Origin of the sequence: Streptomyces sp. NPDC050658 (assembly GCF_044457025.1) — a bacterium.
Lineage (GTDB): Bacteria > Actinomycetota > Actinomycetes > Streptomycetales > Streptomycetaceae > Streptomyces.
Map to the genome: position 1 here is coordinate 525,852 of NZ_JBITGM010000004.1, position 13,442 is coordinate 539,293.

Here is a 13,442-nt window from a genome sequence, read left to right on the forward strand (position 1 = left end):
CCATGACTACCACGACCACTCCCCCGCGGGACTCGTCCCCCGCGCCGACCGATCAGCGGTCGACGGGAGCGCTGCTCCTGCAGAGCATGCGCACCAACATGCGCCAGTACGGCATGCTGATCGCCCTCGCGTTCATCGTCGTCCTCTTCCAGATCTGGACGGACGGCACGCTGCTCCTGCCGAACAACGTCTCCAACCTGATCCAGCAGAACGGCTATATCCTCATCCTGGCCATGGGCATGATGATCGTCATCATCGCCGGGCACATCGATCTGTCCGTCGGCTCGCTGGTGGCCTTCGTCGGCGCCATGGCGGCGGTGATGATGGTCAAGCACGACATGCCCTGGGTGCTCGCCCTCGTCCTCTCCCTCCTGATCGGCGCGGTCGCCGGGGCGTGGCAGGGCTTCTTCATCGCGTACGTCGGTATCCCGTCGTTCATCGTGACGCTGGCCGGGATGCTGCTGTTCCGGGGGCTGACCCAGATCGTCCTTGAGGGCCAGTCCCTCTCCCCGTTCCCCGGCGGCTTCCAGGACCTGGCCAAGGGGTTCATCCCGGAGATGGGCCCGTACACGCAGTACCACAACCCGACATTGGTCATCGGTCTGGTCGCCGTGGTCTTCCTCCTGTTCCGCGAATGGCGGGACCGCAGGCGCCAGTTGGCGTACGAACTCGAGGTGCTGCCGACGGGCCTCTGGGTCACCAAGTGTGTGGCGATCACAGCGGCGGTCGTGGCGTTCACGCTCACGCTGGCCAGCTTCCACGGCGTACCCGTCGTGATGCTCGTGATGTGCGCGCTGCTCATCGGCCTCGGCTATGTGATGCGCAACGCCGTCGTCGGCCGCCATGTGTACGCCCTCGGCGGCAACAAGGCGGCGGCGAAGCTGTCCGGCGTCAAGGACAAGCGCGTCACCTTCCTCGTCTTCGTCAACATGGGCGTCCTCGCGGCGCTCGCGGGCTGTGTGTACGCGGCACGGCTGAACGCGGGCACGCCGCAGGCCGGTCTCAACTTCGAACTGGAGGCGATCGCGGCCTCGTTCATCGGTGGCGCGTCGATGAGCGGCGGCGTCGGCACGGTGATGGGGGCCGTGATCGGCGGCCTGGTCCTTGGTGTCCTGAACAACGGCATGTCCCTGGTCGGCATCGGCACGGACTACCAGCAGGTCATCAAGGGGCTCGTGCTGCTGGCGGCGGTGGGCTTCGACGTCTGGAACAAGCGCAAGGTCGGGCGCTGAGCGTTCCGCTGGGCGACCGGCCCTCCGTCTGCGGACGCGCTGTGGCTGGTCGCGCCCACGCGGCGGAGCCGCAGGTGTCACAGCCCCGCGCCCCTTCGGGGTGCTTACGGCTGGGCGGTGTCGGCAGGCGTGGCCCGTGTAATGACGCCGTCTTCATTCATTCGGGTGAGGGAAACCGCCGACCCGCCCCCGTAACGCAAGGATCTCCGGCATCGTTCTTGGTGTACCGCAACAAAAGAGATCAGCCGTGCCCAATCACGATCAGGAGGCCGATCACTCCCAGCGCTGCTGTTGGATCGGGCATGCAGGCAAGGAGAGTTGGACCCAATGGCCGGATGGAACTTAGCTCCGATAGTCGCCAGTTCGTTCGCTCTGGCCGTGTCCGCATGGATGATCATTGTCGGGCGCAAGCTCGTGACGGCGGCGCGCGACAGCGCCAGATACGCCGAACAGGCCGCGAAATCAGCCGAAGTGACATCGAACCTGCTCACTTCCGCACAGAAGACCGGTGGCGTCAAACACCCCGAGCGGGCTACCACTACCGAGTGAAATCCGCGGGCATCCCAGCGCTCTTGCGTGTCCTTGTCGTTGTCAGCATCAGAACATCCACGCTGACATGAGGAAGCCAAGCATGGACCCGGTTTCTATCGGCGTTTCGGTGGCGGTGGGCTGTGCACAGCTCTTGCTGGGGCGGCAGATGCTCAAGACGGCGAAGCGGAGCACCGAGGCTGCCGAGCGATCTGCCGCCATCGCGAGGAGCGCCCTCCAGAGGGCCGCGGAGTTCAGCATCGAGCAGGACCACTCCGGGAATCTTCTCCGATACCTGGGCGACGAGACGATTCGATTCGAGCTGCTCTCCCGCGACCTCCCCGGAGCCGTCTCGCTGACACCGGCCCGCAGCGAGCTCGACCCCGGCGAAGCCGTCCGCTTCTCGGTGGTCCACACCTCGAGCACGGACCATCCTCCGCAGCTCTGGGTCAAGGTGTGGCGTGACACCCGCCAGTTCGTGATCGCGGTCCCCTGGCGAACCCAGTCGCCCTGATCAGTCGCGGTACTCGCCGTCATCCCCCTGAACCCGTGTCCGGGACCTCCTCGTACCCCTTCCCGGCCCGTTCGATCACCTTCATGCGGATCCGGGACGGTTGGCCCGACCCCGCCGGATCCCCTCGACATCGAACACAATCGAACGGGATCGTGCCTGGTCAGAGCGGCTCCGGGCATCTCTTCGGGGGGTTCGGTTGGCGAGCGGGGAGGGGGCAATGACAGGATGAGGAGCATGACAATCAAGGCTTATTTCGACATCACCATCGACGGCAAGCCCGAGGGCCGCATCACGTTCAACCTGTTCGACGACGTCGTGCCGAAGACCGTGGAGAACTTCCGCGCGCTCGCCACGGGCGAGAAGGGCTTCGGTTACGCGGGCTCGAAGTTCCACCGCGTCATCCCGGAGTTCATGCTCCAGGGCGGCGACTTCACCGCCGGCAACGGCACCGGCGGCAAGAGCATCTACGGCGACGAGTTCCCGGACGAGAACTTCGACCTGAAGCACACCAAGCCGGGTCTGCTCTCGATGGCCAACCGCGGCCCGGGCACCAACGGCTCGCAGTTCTTCATCACCACGATCGTGACGAGCTGGCTGGACAACAAGCACGTCGTCTTCGGTGAGGTCGCCGACGACGAGAGCATGGCCCTCGTCAAGAAGATCGAGGGCCTCGGCTCGCAGTCCGGCGCCACCAAGGCCGAGATCAAGATCGCGGCCTCCGGCACCCTCTAGGCACCCCCGGCTGAGCCCCCGCCTCGCCAGGCGGGGGCTCAGCCGTGTCCGGAGCATGGGCGCAGCTCAGGCCCGCCGCGATACCACGGGCCAGGTCGGCTCCCGAGTGGTGGCCGACGGCGAGCAGCGGCGCGAGGTCCAGCGGCCATTCGGCGGCAAGGCCCCGGATGACATCGGCCGCCTGCGGTACGCATTCACCGCGGACCGCGTGGCGCAGGAGCGCCGCCGACACCAGCGGGGTACGCGCCTCGGCCCCCGCCACGGCTGCCGCCAGGGCCCCGACCGGGCGGCCCGTCGCGTGCCGGGCGAGGAGCGCGCCGCAGAGGATGTCGTCCCCGGAGGGGGTCAGGCCCGGACCCCGGCCGACGAGGGCGCGGCCCGCCGCGATGATCCGGGCCGTGTCGTCGGCGTACAGGGCGGCGCGCAGGTCTGCCGGGTCCAGCACTGCGTCCGTGGCCGGCAGCGCCCGCTCCAGCTCGGCGCGGCGGACCGCCCATACCGGCGCGGCGAGCAGGCCCTGGGCGCGGGGCGGCGCCCAGGACCCCTCCGCGGCGACGCACCGGGCGCCGCCGAGCTCCACCCGCCCCTCGCCGAAGCGGACGGGCGCACCCGCACGTACGCCCGTCCAGTCGGGGTGCGGCCGGGCGAGGACGACCGCGTTGGGTACCCGGATCGCTTCGGGGGCGGTGACTGCCAGGGCCGGCAGCTCCGGGTGCCCTGTGGCCACGTACACGGCGTGGCGGGTGCGGGCGGCCACGTGGCCGGTGCGGGCCGGGCCGTGCACGAGGCCCGCGACGGCCTCGCTCACCGATCCGGTCGGCATCACGCGGGCGGCTCCGCGAACGCCTCGAGGGCGTCGGTGAAGCAGCCCATCGGTGCCACCGTCAGGCCCGCGCCGATCTGGCCGACGCCGGGTTCGCGGTGCGAGATGCCGGTGGTGACGACGGGCTCGACGCCGGTGTCGACGACCTTGCGTACGTCGATGCCGACCGGGCTGCCGACGAAGTCGAGGCCCGGCAGCTGATAGTCCCGGTGCCTGCCGACGGTGAGGGCGGCCATCTCGCGGCTGATCCGGCGGGCCCGCTCGGGGGTGCCGCCGACGAAGCCGACGATCGCGGGCGCCGCGGCGATCGCGAAGCCGCCGAGGCCGTGCACCTCGGCGATGGCGCTGTCGCCGATGTCGGGGTTGGCGTCGTCCGGACCGTACCCGGCGAAGTAGAGCCCGTCCACACAAGCGGCGGGCGCCCGGAACCAGGTGTCGCCGAGACCGCTGACCCGGATTCCCACGTCCACGCCATTACGTGCGAAGGCGGTCACCACCGTCGAGTGCGCGACGCCGTGCCCCGCGTTCATCGCCAACTTGCTGGCGGCCATGGAGAAGTTGAGGAACCAGTAGTTGTTGCCGCTCAGGAAGTCGAGCGCCTCGATGCCGCCAAGTCCGGCGAACTCGGCGAGTCCCGCCGCAAGTTCACGGGTGAGGAGCGCGCTGGCGGCGGTGTTGCGGCTGTGGCACTCGTCGCCCATCTGGAGTGCCTGCGCGGTGACGGTACGGAGGTTGACCGGCTCGTCCCTGGCACGGATCGCGGCACGCAGGCTCGGCCCCAGCCGCTCCCCCATCCACCGCAGGCGCGCCATCACGTCCTCACCGAGCGCGCCGTACCGCAGACAACGCCCTTGCCCCTCATTGAGGTTGGAGTAGGCACGACGGCCCGACCCCGCGTCCTCGACCACGAGCAGCGGCATGGACCGCGAGATGATCCCGGCCATCGGGCCGACCGCGTCGTGGTGGTGGCACGGCTCGAAGCGGATCTCACCCGCGGCCGCCTGCCGCTCGGCCTCCTCGGGCGTCGCCGCCCACCCTTCGAGCAGCGCCGCTCCGGTCACGGCCGCCCGCATGGGCCCGCACATCCGGTCGTACGCGATGGGGGGACCGGCATGCAACAGCAGGCGCTCGGCGGCAAGTTCGGGGATCAGCTCGGCCGCGGGCGCCACGTCCACCAGGAGCGGCTGGACCGCGAGCACCGACTCCAGTACGCGCGCGTTCGCGGTCTCGATCGCCGGATGTCCGGTGAGCCGGGCCAGCTTGCCGCCGAGCGCCACGTCACCCGCAGCGGGCGGTCGCCAGTCGACGCCGTACACGGAGGCACCGGCGGCACGGGCGGGCTCCGCGAAGGCGTCCACGCCGACGGCGACGATGCGGGGTGGGGCGGTGAGCAGGGTGGCGGGACCGCGACTTGCCGGTGCCGCCGCAGCCCTCTCCGCCACATGAGGGTCACGGCTCTCGCAGTTCATCACAGGCCTCCTCCGATCCGCGTCGCACCAGCCGGTTCCGCCACCCGCGTCAGCAGTCGTGCCGTCACCTGCGCAGCGACCGTTCCGCTGTCGACGACGACCGCACCCGCCTCCTCCAACATCCGTTTCTGCAGGGCTAGTTGCTGCATGTCCCGATCCGTGCCGACCACGAAGGCGATGACCACGGGCCGCTCCGCCCGCCCTTCGGCGAGGACGCGCGCCACCTCTCCCGCGGGGTCGTCCGCGGCGCCGTGGCCGAGCACCACGTCGAGCAGGACGACCGCCGTCGACGCGTCGTCCAGCGCCGCGCGCAGATAAGCGGTGCGCACCGCCGGGTCGATCATCGGGTGCGGGCGGCCCGCCGTGTACGCGTCGTCGCCCAGGTCGAGCACCAGGTGCCGGGCGGGCAGCCGGGGCGCCTCGCCCGGAATGTAGCCGGGGGCGTCGCGTGCGATGTCGCCGAGTGCGGGACCAAGGAGCGACCGCGCCTCGTAGGCGAAGGTGCCGCCCGCATACAGACCGCGTACCCAGCGGCGCGGCGCGCGCGGGGCCGGGGGCTCGGGCAGCGGCTCGTCCGGCACCGTGCGGCCGAGGGTGTGCACGGCGGCCGCGCGTGCCGCTTCCCGCAGTGTGCGGGTGAGCGTCACTCCCGCCGGGGCGGTGCCCTCCCAGCCCAGGAAGCAGGCGATCACCGGCTTGCCGATGCCGGCCGCCCGGTCCAGGACCCGCGCCGCGACCTCGGGCGCGGGCGGCTTCGAGACCAGCACGACGACCTCCGTGGCCGGGTCGGCGGCGAGCGCGTCCAGTGCCCCGAGCATCGTGCGGCCCCCGATCTCGGCGCTGAGGTCCCGGCTTCCGGTGCCGATGAGGTGGCTGACGCCCGCGCCCATGGCGTGCAGCAGGCACGACACCTGCTGGAGTCCGGTGCCGGACGCCCCGGCGAGACCCACTCCGCCGCGGCGCACGGAGTTGGCGAAGCCCAACGGGATGCCGTCGATCAGGGAAGTACCGCAGTCCGGTCCCATCACCAACAGGCCGCGTCCCGCCGCCTCCTGTTTGAGCATCAGCTCGTCGGCGACCGGTACGTGATCGCTGAAGACGAAGGCGTGCAGTCCGCGCCGCAGGGCCTTGAGCGCCTCGGCCGTCGCGTAGGCGCCCGGCGTGGAGATCAGCGCGAGATCGGCGTCCGCGGGAGCGCCCGCGAGGGAGCGCAGGGGCACGTCCCCCTCGGGGCGGCCGGGTTCCGGCCCAGTGGCCTCGCTGAGCGCGGTGAGGGCCTCGGACAGGGCGGCATCGGCCACACCCCGCTCCTGCGGACAACTCACCGCGACGATCAGATCGTTGGGCCCCGCCGCACGGCCCTCGTCGGTCAGCAGCCCCGCGCGATCGAGCACCTCCCGGTTGGCCGGCGTGCCCATCACCAGGCTCGCGGTCAGCACGCCCGGCCGTTCGGCGAGGCGCGCGGCCACCCTCATCAGGGCGACGGAATCGGCGTACAGATCCTTGTGGACGGCGTTTCGCAGCACCATGCCATCGACTGTAGGGAGCGCACCCCGCCGCACGGCATGGCTCCGGATGCCAGCGCCGACCAGGGGTTACCGGCACCAGGTGACAGTGACCCGGCCGCGCCCGCCCCGTGACGATGGGACCTCTCCCCCCGGCCTCCCCCGCACTGGCCCCCGTGCACGCACACCCCCGACACGAAGGGACCGCCATGCCCCGTGACCCCCGTGCCGTCAGCGCGGCGACCGAGGACTTCGCCGCCTCCCGTCTGCCCGAGTCCGAACGCCGCTCCACCCTCTCCATCACGCTGGTCCGGATGGGCTTCACGGTGTCGGCGACCGATCTGCTCTACGGGATGTCGCTCGGCCTGTTCTTCGACTTCTGGACCGCCGTGGCGATCGCGCTCGGCTCGTCGCTCGTGGTCAGCGCGGTGTCGATCCTGTGCGGCCTGATGGGTCAGCGCGAGCGCGTGACGACCGCGATCGGCATGCAGCTGACGTTCGGCAGGGACGGCAGCCGCCTCCCCTCCCTGGTGATCGCCGTCCTCTCGGCGGGCTTCGTCGGCTACAGCACCGGCATCACGGCCGGGGTGCTGCCCGGCGGCGACGGTCCGGTGACGGGGCTCGTGTACTGCGTGCTGCTCAGCGTCGTCTACACCGCCCTGTCGGTCATCGGGTTCAGCAAGGGGCTGACCTGGGTGGGCCGGATCAGCGTGCCGCTGATGCTGGCCGCCGTGCTCGTCGCGGTCGCGGCGACGGTCGAGCACGCGGGCGGCATCGGCGCGATCCTGGCGAGCGATCCGGTGCGCGGCGGCGAGGTCACCGTACTGACGATGTTCGCGCTCGGCGTCAACAAGTGGATGACGGGCGCGACGGTCACCCCGGACATCACCCGCTTCGGGAAGACGCCGGGCACGGTCTGGACGACGACGCTCGCCGAGTTCGTGGTCGGCAACTTCGGCTTCAACATGCTCGGCATCCTGATCGGCCTCGGTGTCGGAGTCGGCGACATGGGCGACGCGTTCGCCGTCGTGGGGGTGGCGGGGCTCGCGGCGGTGGCCGTGTTCGTGCAGGGCTTTCCGCACGAGGTGAACAACATGTACGCGGCGAGCCTCGCCGGGCGGACCGCGCTGGGCCTGCCCCGGCTCGTGGTGAACGTCCTGGCGGGCCTGCTCGGCGCGGGCCTCGCGTACTACGGGCTGAGCGCCGGGATCCTGGACGCGTTCCTGACGTATCTGGGCCATCTCGGGTACGCGATCCCGCTGATCCCCGGCATCCTCATCGCCGACTACTTCGTGGTCCGGCGGGGGCGCTACGACCTGGACCTCGATCGCGTGCCGCGCGTCAACTGGCGTGCGGTGACCGCCTACTTCGGCGGGCTCGGCATCAATCTGTGGCTCGGCTTCGGACTTGGCGACGAGCTGTGGCACGCGCTGCCGCTCACCGGCGTGATCCTCTATCTGGCCCTGTCGGTACGGCAGATCCGCGAAGGCCGCTCCACGGCACCGCGCGCGGCGGATCATCCCCGCTCGCGCGCGGCCAGCATCCGCCGTGCGTGAACGGCGAGTTCGGTCTGCAACCGGCTCATCGGGTGGCGCTCCAGGCCCCCGGTGAGCCGCTCTATCTGGCGGAGCCGATAGCGCAGGGTGTTGTAGTGGACGTGCAGCCGGGCCGCCGCCGCGACGCCATTGCGGTCGTCCAGGAGGTAGGCGCTGAGGGTCTCGACGAGGCTGCCCTCGTTGCTCCGGTCGTAGCCGAGGAGCGGGCCCAGGGCGTCGTCGACGAGTCGGCGCAGCTCGGCGTCGGGCAGCTGGCCGAGCAGGCGGTAGACGCCGAGTTCGGTGTAGCCGCGTACGAAGTCGGAGCCGTGCACCTCACGGCCGAGAGTGAGGGTCTCCACGGCCTCCTCGTAGCTGCGGTGGAAGTCCGCGAAGTCCTCGCGGACGGTGCCCGCGGCGACCACGACGTCCCAGTCCGGGCGCGCGGCGGCGACAGCGGCGTGCACGGCGCGGCACCTCGCGGTGAGCGAATCGCCGGGCTCGACGAGCATGGCGAGGCCGCTCTGACTGCCCCAGATGACGGCGTCGGCGCCCACCGATCGCCGCACCAGCGACAACAGGCGTTCCTCCAGGGCGAGTTCGGCGCAGGGTGGGCGGCCTGACGCGTCGCGCACCTCGACGAGGACGGCGGCCCGCGGCACATGCGGGTTCCAGCCCATGGCGGCGGCGCGCCGCACCGTCTCCGCGCGGTCGCGCGGCGGCCGGGACACCAGCTCCATCAGCATCAGCGCGCGATAGCGCTGCTGCCGGCTGGCGACGGCCCGCTCCTGGGCGGCGACGGTGGCCGCGACGGTGGTGGCGTGTTCGAGGGCGACCTGCTGATGGGTGTCCCCCCGACCCGCATCCGCATCGGTGGTGGTCCACAGGCCGACGCTGCCCGTCGCCGCCCCGTCGACATGGATGGTGCGGGCCATGGTCGGCGGGCTCTCGGCGGGCGGCGCACCGGCCGACGCGACGATGGAGCCGTGCTCGTCGAGTACGGCAGCCGCACAGCCGGAGAGTTCGAACAGGACGTTCATCAGCTCCTGGTAGGAGCCGCCGCTGAGCGCGACGCGAGTGAGCCGCTCATGGATCGCGCGGGACCGTTCGAGTTCGAGCGCCTGCCGGTTCAGTACGGTGCCGATGACCTCGGAGAGGATGTCGTTGAACATCACGGCGCCGGGCAACTCGACGATGGGGAAGCCCAGTTCGTCGGCCGCGGCCAGCATCCGCTCGGGCAGCTCGGGAAGGTAGGGGCCGACCTTCACGCCGAGTCCGGCGAGGCCGCGTTCGGCGAGGACGGGGACGAGCGCGGACAGCGCCTCGGCGTCGTCGCGTACCGCGTAGGCGGTGGTGAGGAGCAGCTCGCCGCCGCGCATCCAGCGGACGATGTCGGGGACTTCCATGATGTTGACCACGCGGATTCGGCGGCCGTCGCCGCGGGCCCCGGCTACCAGCCGCGCGCCGCCGAGGGACGGCAGGGCCAGGGCCTCGCGCACGGTCAGACCTGCCCCGGGTGCGGGCGGGGCGTCCTGGGCGGAACCGATGCCGGATATCGTCATGCCCAGTCACTATGCGTCGACTCGGTGCCATGGGTAATACCCGCGGCGTAACTTCCGTGTTTCCCGTGGCTCACCGTCCTGCGCGTTGTCGCCGGGTGTCAGTCGGCGCCGTGTCCTGCTGGCACCGTCTGCCCATGACCGGCCGGTCGGCCCGCGCCTACGGTTTCGGCATGATTCCCCGAACAGCGCACCGTACGGCGGTGGTTGCCATCGGAGGCAACGCGCTGCTGCGGGGTGGCGGCCACGCCACCATCGCCGAACAGTTCGACGCCGCCCGGCGGCTCGCCCGCCCGATCGCCGCGCTGGCGGGCACGGGGTGGCGGATCGTGCTCACCCACGGCAACGGCCCCCAGGTCGGCTTCATCAAGCGCCGCTCGGATCTGGTGGCGGAGCTGGCCCCCGAACTCCCGCTCCTCGACCTGGACATGTGCGTGGCCGACTCGCAGGGCAGCATCGGCTACATCCTGGCGAGCACCCTCGGCGGCGTACTGCCCGCCGGGCGGGTCACCGCGCTCGTCACGCACACCCTCATGGACCCGGAAGACCCCGCCTTCGCCCGGCCGACCAAGCCGATCGGCGCGTTCTACCCGGAGACCGTGGCCCGAGCGCTCGCCGACGCGCACGGCTGGCATGTGGCTCAGGACGCGGGGCGCGGCTGGCGCCGGATGGTGCCCTCGCCCCGGCCGCGCCGCGTCCTGGAGACGGAGGCGGTACGCACGTTGTCCGCCGCCGGGTTCACGGTGATCGCCGGGGGCGGCGGCGGGATTCCGCTGGTGCGGGCCGCCGACGGCGGGCTCAGGGGCGTGGAGGCCGTCATCGACAAGGACTTCACCTCGTCGTGGCTCGCCGACGCGCTCGGCGCGGAGCTGCTCGTCGTCACGACGGGCGTGGACCGGGTCGCCGTCGACTACGGGCGGCCCGGCCGGCGCTTCCTCGACCGGATCGACGTGGACGAGGCGCGCCGCCATCTCGCGGACGGGCAGTTCCCCGAGGGCAGCATGGGCCCCAAGATCCGGGCCGCCCTGGAGTTCCTGTCCGGCGGGCCGGGCCGCGAGGTGCTCATCACCTCGCCGGAGGGGCTCGCGGCGGCGCTCGACGGGGACGGCGGCACCCGTATCGCAGCCACCACCAGCGCACTGACTCCGTCCGCCGGACCGAACCGAGGGAGACTCTGATGTCACCGCAGGCAGGCCAAGGCACCGTAGACGGCCGGCACCATGTGGCGGCCACCGAACAGAACGTCCTGTGGGGGCGGCTGCCGTGCCGTGAGACGAAGGCGGTGCTCACCGTCGACTCCGGCGACACCGTCACCTTCGACACCGTCTCGCACGAGGGCATCCTGGAGGACCAGGGCCGCGACCCGGTCGCCTTCTTCGGCTCGTACGGCGTACCGGAGCACGAAGTCCTGGACGACGCCCGGGAGCTGGCGGCGTCCGCGATCGACCGCGACCCGGCCGCCGACGGCCCGCATGTGATCCTCGGCCCCGTCCACGTCCGTTCGGCGCTGCCCGGCGACCTCCTCAAGGTGGAGATCCTCGGCCTGCGCCGCCGGGCCGACTACGGCATCGTCTCCACCCGGCACGGATGCGGCGCCCTCCCCGGTGAATTCGCCGCCACCGGGCCGGAGTTCACCTTCTGCCGGGCCGAGGCCGGGGGCGCGGGCAGGCCCGACAGGGGCATCATCGCGTACGGCGGTGGGCGCGAGGTCCGCTTCCCGCTGGCGCCGTTCCTCGGCATCCTCGGCGTGGCGACCGACGAGGAATCACCGGCGCACACCGTGCCGCCCGGCATGCACGGCGGCAACCTCGACATCCGTCATCTGGTCACCGGCAGCGCGCTCTACCTCCCCGTGCAGACAGAGGGCGCGGGCTTCCACACCGGCGATCCGCACTACGCGCAGGGCAACGGAGAGGTCGCGCTCACCGCGTTCGAGGCGCCGCTGCGGGCCACGGTCCGCCTCACGGTCGTCAAGGACGCGGCGACGGACCTGGTGGCCCGTCCCTTCGCGGAGACGGACACGCACTGGATTCCGGTCGGCCTGCACGCGGACCTGGACGAGGCGATGCGGGACGCGGTCCGCGCCGCCCTCGGCTTCCTCACCCGGCGGTTCGGGATGGAGCGGCACGCCGCGTACGCGTATCTCAGCGCCGCCGCCGACTTCGAGATCTCCCAGGTCGTGGACCAGGTCAAGGGCGTGCACTGCCTGATCCGCAAGTCCGACTTCGACAGTTGACCCGAGACCCGACCGGGGAGCGAGACGACCCATGGCTGATCTGATCCTGCTCGACGCCCGCGTCGAGGACTCGGCGCACCCCCGCGACCTCGTCGTCACCGACGGCCGCATCACCGAACTCGGCGACGTACCGGCCGACTTGACGGCCGACGAGGAGATCGACTGCGCCGGTCGCGTCGTCATCCCCGCCTTCGTCGAACCCCATCTCCATCTCGACAAGGCCCTCCTCGACGGGGTGCGCCCCAACCCGGACGGCACCCTCGCCGGGGCGATCGCCGTCACCGGCGAGCTGAAGGCCGGTTTCACCCGTGACGACGTACGCGACCGGGCCCGCCGCGTCATCGAGTCGGCGCTGCTCAACGGCACCACCGTCATCCGCGCGCATCCCGACGTCGACCCGATCGCGGGGCTGCTCGGCGTCGAGGTGCTCCTGGAGCTTCGCGCGCAGTACGCGCACGCGCTGGACCTGCAGATCGTGGCGTTCCCCCAGGAGGGCGTCCTGCGCTCCCCCGGCACCGAGAAGCTGCTGCGTGCCGCGCTCGCCGCCGGGGCGGACGTGGTGGGCGGCTGCACCTACAACGAGGCGACCCTCGACGACTGCCGGGCCCAGGTCGAGCTGGTCCTCGACCTGGCGGTCGAGCACGGCGTACCGGCCGATCTGCACGCCGACTTCGGCGACGACGCGTCCGATCCCCGGTACGCCCTGGCCGAGTTCATTGCCGGGCAGACCGCCCGGCGCGGGCTCGGCGGCCGGGTCGCGCTCGGCCACATGACCTCGCTCGCGGGGCGCCCGCCCGCCGAACGCTCCCGCGCACTGGCGGCGCTCGCCGACGCGGGCGTGGCCGTCGTGCCGCTGCCCGCCACCGATCTGCATCTGGGCGGCCGGCACGACAAGGCGGCGATACGCCGGGGCGTCGCACCGGTGCGCGAGCTGTGGGAGGCGGGAGTGCTCACCGCCTGCTCCTCCAACAACATCCGCAACGCCTTCACCCCGTACGGCACCGCCGACCAGCTCGACACGGCCCTGCTGCTCGCCCAGACCGGCCATCTCTCGGGCCCTGACGACCTCGGGCGGGTGCTGCGCATGGTGACCCACGAGGCGGCGCGCGTCGTGGGGGTCGGGGCCGACTACGGCGTCCGTGTCGGGGCGCGCGCGGATCTCGTCGTCCTGGACACGACGTCGTACGACGACATCGTGCTCGACCGGCCCGAGCGGGCGTACGTCATCAAGGGCGGAAGGGTGGTGGCGCGCTCGACCCGGACCCGCGAACTGATCGTGCCCTGAGCCCACTTCACTCCCCTGACACCC

12 protein-coding genes are annotated in these 13,442 nt (G+C 71.7%); 8 read left to right on the forward strand and 4 right to left on the reverse strand.

The features are described from left to right. The first annotated feature begins 2 nt into the window (after positions 1 to 2). From mmsB to ACIBKX_RS17970, 4 genes are all read left to right on the forward strand, one after another. Positions 3 to 1,232 carry a multiple monosaccharide ABC transporter permease gene (gene mmsB, locus ACIBKX_RS17955; RefSeq protein ID WP_363274115.1) on the forward strand — a complete coding sequence of 410 codons (1,230 nt, stop codon included), beginning with the start codon at positions 3 to 5 and terminating at the stop codon, positions 1,230 to 1,232. 327 nt (positions 1,233 to 1,559) lie between these two features. Beyond that, positions 1,560 to 1,781, forward strand: a complete 222-nt coding sequence (locus ACIBKX_RS17960) for a hypothetical protein (protein WP_363274116.1) — start codon at positions 1,560 to 1,562, stop codon at positions 1,779 to 1,781. An 82-nt stretch (positions 1,782 to 1,863) separates the two neighbouring features. Next, positions 1,864 to 2,274 (forward strand): hypothetical protein, encoded by a 411-nt coding sequence (locus ACIBKX_RS17965; protein ID WP_363274117.1) that lies wholly within the window; start codon positions 1,864 to 1,866, stop codon positions 2,272 to 2,274. 234 nt (positions 2,275 to 2,508) lie between these two features. Next, entirely contained in the window at positions 2,509 to 3,006 is a 498-nt protein-coding gene (locus tag ACIBKX_RS17970) for a peptidylprolyl isomerase (RefSeq protein ID WP_363274118.1), read from the forward strand. Here the strand turns inward: ACIBKX_RS17970 and ACIBKX_RS17975 are convergent. Genes ACIBKX_RS17975 through fdrA form a run of 3 tightly spaced genes read right to left on the reverse strand, consistent with a single transcriptional unit; the run spans position 2,978 to position 6,827 of the window. Then, on the reverse strand, positions 2,978 to 3,829 hold the full coding sequence (locus tag ACIBKX_RS17975; RefSeq protein ID WP_363274119.1) for a DUF2877 domain-containing protein: 852 nt from the start codon (positions 3,827 to 3,829) through the stop codon (positions 2,978 to 2,980). The two genes, ACIBKX_RS17970 and ACIBKX_RS17975, sit on opposite strands and share 29 nt — an antisense overlap. Then, complete coding sequence (locus ACIBKX_RS17980; RefSeq protein ID WP_363274120.1) at positions 3,829 to 5,298, reverse strand: DUF1116 domain-containing protein; 1,470 nt, start codon at positions 5,296 to 5,298, stop codon at positions 3,829 to 3,831. Before ACIBKX_RS17980 ends, ACIBKX_RS17975 begins: the two co-directional genes overlap by 1 nt. Continuing rightward, positions 5,298 to 6,827, reverse strand: a complete 1,530-nt coding sequence (fdrA, locus tag ACIBKX_RS17985; RefSeq protein ID WP_363274121.1) for an acyl-CoA synthetase FdrA — start codon at positions 6,825 to 6,827, stop codon at positions 5,298 to 5,300. Before fdrA ends, ACIBKX_RS17980 begins: the two co-directional genes overlap by 1 nt. Positions 6,828 to 7,012: 185 nt before the next feature. On the opposite strand from fdrA, the gene ACIBKX_RS17990 reads away from it, so the two are divergent. Further along, positions 7,013 to 8,359 carry a cytosine permease gene (locus ACIBKX_RS17990; protein WP_363274122.1) on the forward strand — a complete coding sequence of 449 codons (1,347 nt, stop codon included), beginning with the start codon at positions 7,013 to 7,015 and terminating at the stop codon, positions 8,357 to 8,359. Here the strand turns inward: ACIBKX_RS17990 and ACIBKX_RS17995 are convergent. Continuing rightward, complete coding sequence (locus ACIBKX_RS17995) at positions 8,320 to 9,900, reverse strand: PucR family transcriptional regulator ligand-binding domain-containing protein (RefSeq protein ID WP_363274123.1); 1,581 nt, start codon at positions 9,898 to 9,900, stop codon at positions 8,320 to 8,322. The genes ACIBKX_RS17990 and ACIBKX_RS17995 overlap by 40 nt on opposite strands. A 170-nt stretch (positions 9,901 to 10,070) precedes the next feature. On the opposite strand from ACIBKX_RS17995, the gene ACIBKX_RS18000 reads away from it, so the two are divergent. From ACIBKX_RS18000 to ACIBKX_RS18010, 3 genes are read left to right on the forward strand one after another with little or no spacing between them, the layout of a single operon-like run. Continuing rightward, on the forward strand, positions 10,071 to 11,075 hold the full coding sequence (locus tag ACIBKX_RS18000) for a carbamate kinase (protein WP_399375824.1): 1,005 nt from the start codon (positions 10,071 to 10,073) through the stop codon (positions 11,073 to 11,075). After that, positions 11,075 to 12,133: an acetamidase/formamidase family protein gene (locus tag ACIBKX_RS18005; RefSeq protein ID WP_363274126.1), complete on the forward strand. Its 1,059-nt coding sequence runs from the start codon at positions 11,075 to 11,077 to the stop codon at positions 12,131 to 12,133. Before ACIBKX_RS18000 ends, ACIBKX_RS18005 begins: the two co-directional genes overlap by 1 nt. A 31-nt stretch (positions 12,134 to 12,164) precedes the next feature. After that, entirely contained in the window at positions 12,165 to 13,418 is a 1,254-nt protein-coding gene (locus ACIBKX_RS18010; RefSeq protein ID WP_363274127.1) for an amidohydrolase family protein, read from the forward strand. Positions 13,419 to 13,442 lie beyond the last annotated feature (24 nt).

Coding starts and splice junctions, on each gene's coding strand:
- mmsB (WP_363274115.1), top strand. CDS start 3: ATGACTACCACGACCACTCCCCCGCGGGACTCGTCCCCCGCGCCGACC.
- ACIBKX_RS17960 (WP_363274116.1), top strand. CDS start 1,560: ATGGCCGGATGGAACTTAGCTCCGATAGTCGCCAGTTCGTTCGCTCTG.
- ACIBKX_RS17965 (WP_363274117.1), top strand. CDS start 1,864: ATGGACCCGGTTTCTATCGGCGTTTCGGTGGCGGTGGGCTGTGCACAG.
- ACIBKX_RS17970 (WP_363274118.1), top strand. CDS start 2,509: ATGACAATCAAGGCTTATTTCGACATCACCATCGACGGCAAGCCCGAG.
- ACIBKX_RS17975 (WP_363274119.1), bottom strand. CDS start 3,829: ATGCCGACCGGATCGGTGAGCGAGGCCGTCGCGGGCCTCGTGCACGGC.
- ACIBKX_RS17980 (WP_363274120.1), bottom strand. CDS start 5,298: ATGAACTGCGAGAGCCGTGACCCTCATGTGGCGGAGAGGGCTGCGGCG.
- fdrA (WP_363274121.1), bottom strand. CDS start 6,827: ATGGTGCTGCGAAACGCCGTCCACAAGGATCTGTACGCCGATTCCGTC.
- ACIBKX_RS17990 (WP_363274122.1), top strand. CDS start 7,013: ATGCCCCGTGACCCCCGTGCCGTCAGCGCGGCGACCGAGGACTTCGCC.
- ACIBKX_RS17995 (WP_363274123.1), bottom strand. CDS start 9,900: ATGACGATATCCGGCATCGGTTCCGCCCAGGACGCCCCGCCCGCACCC.
- ACIBKX_RS18000 (WP_399375824.1), top strand. CDS start 10,071: ATGATTCCCCGAACAGCGCACCGTACGGCGGTGGTTGCCATCGGAGGC.
- ACIBKX_RS18005 (WP_363274126.1), top strand. CDS start 11,075: ATGTCACCGCAGGCAGGCCAAGGCACCGTAGACGGCCGGCACCATGTG.
- ACIBKX_RS18010 (WP_363274127.1), top strand. CDS start 12,165: ATGGCTGATCTGATCCTGCTCGACGCCCGCGTCGAGGACTCGGCGCAC.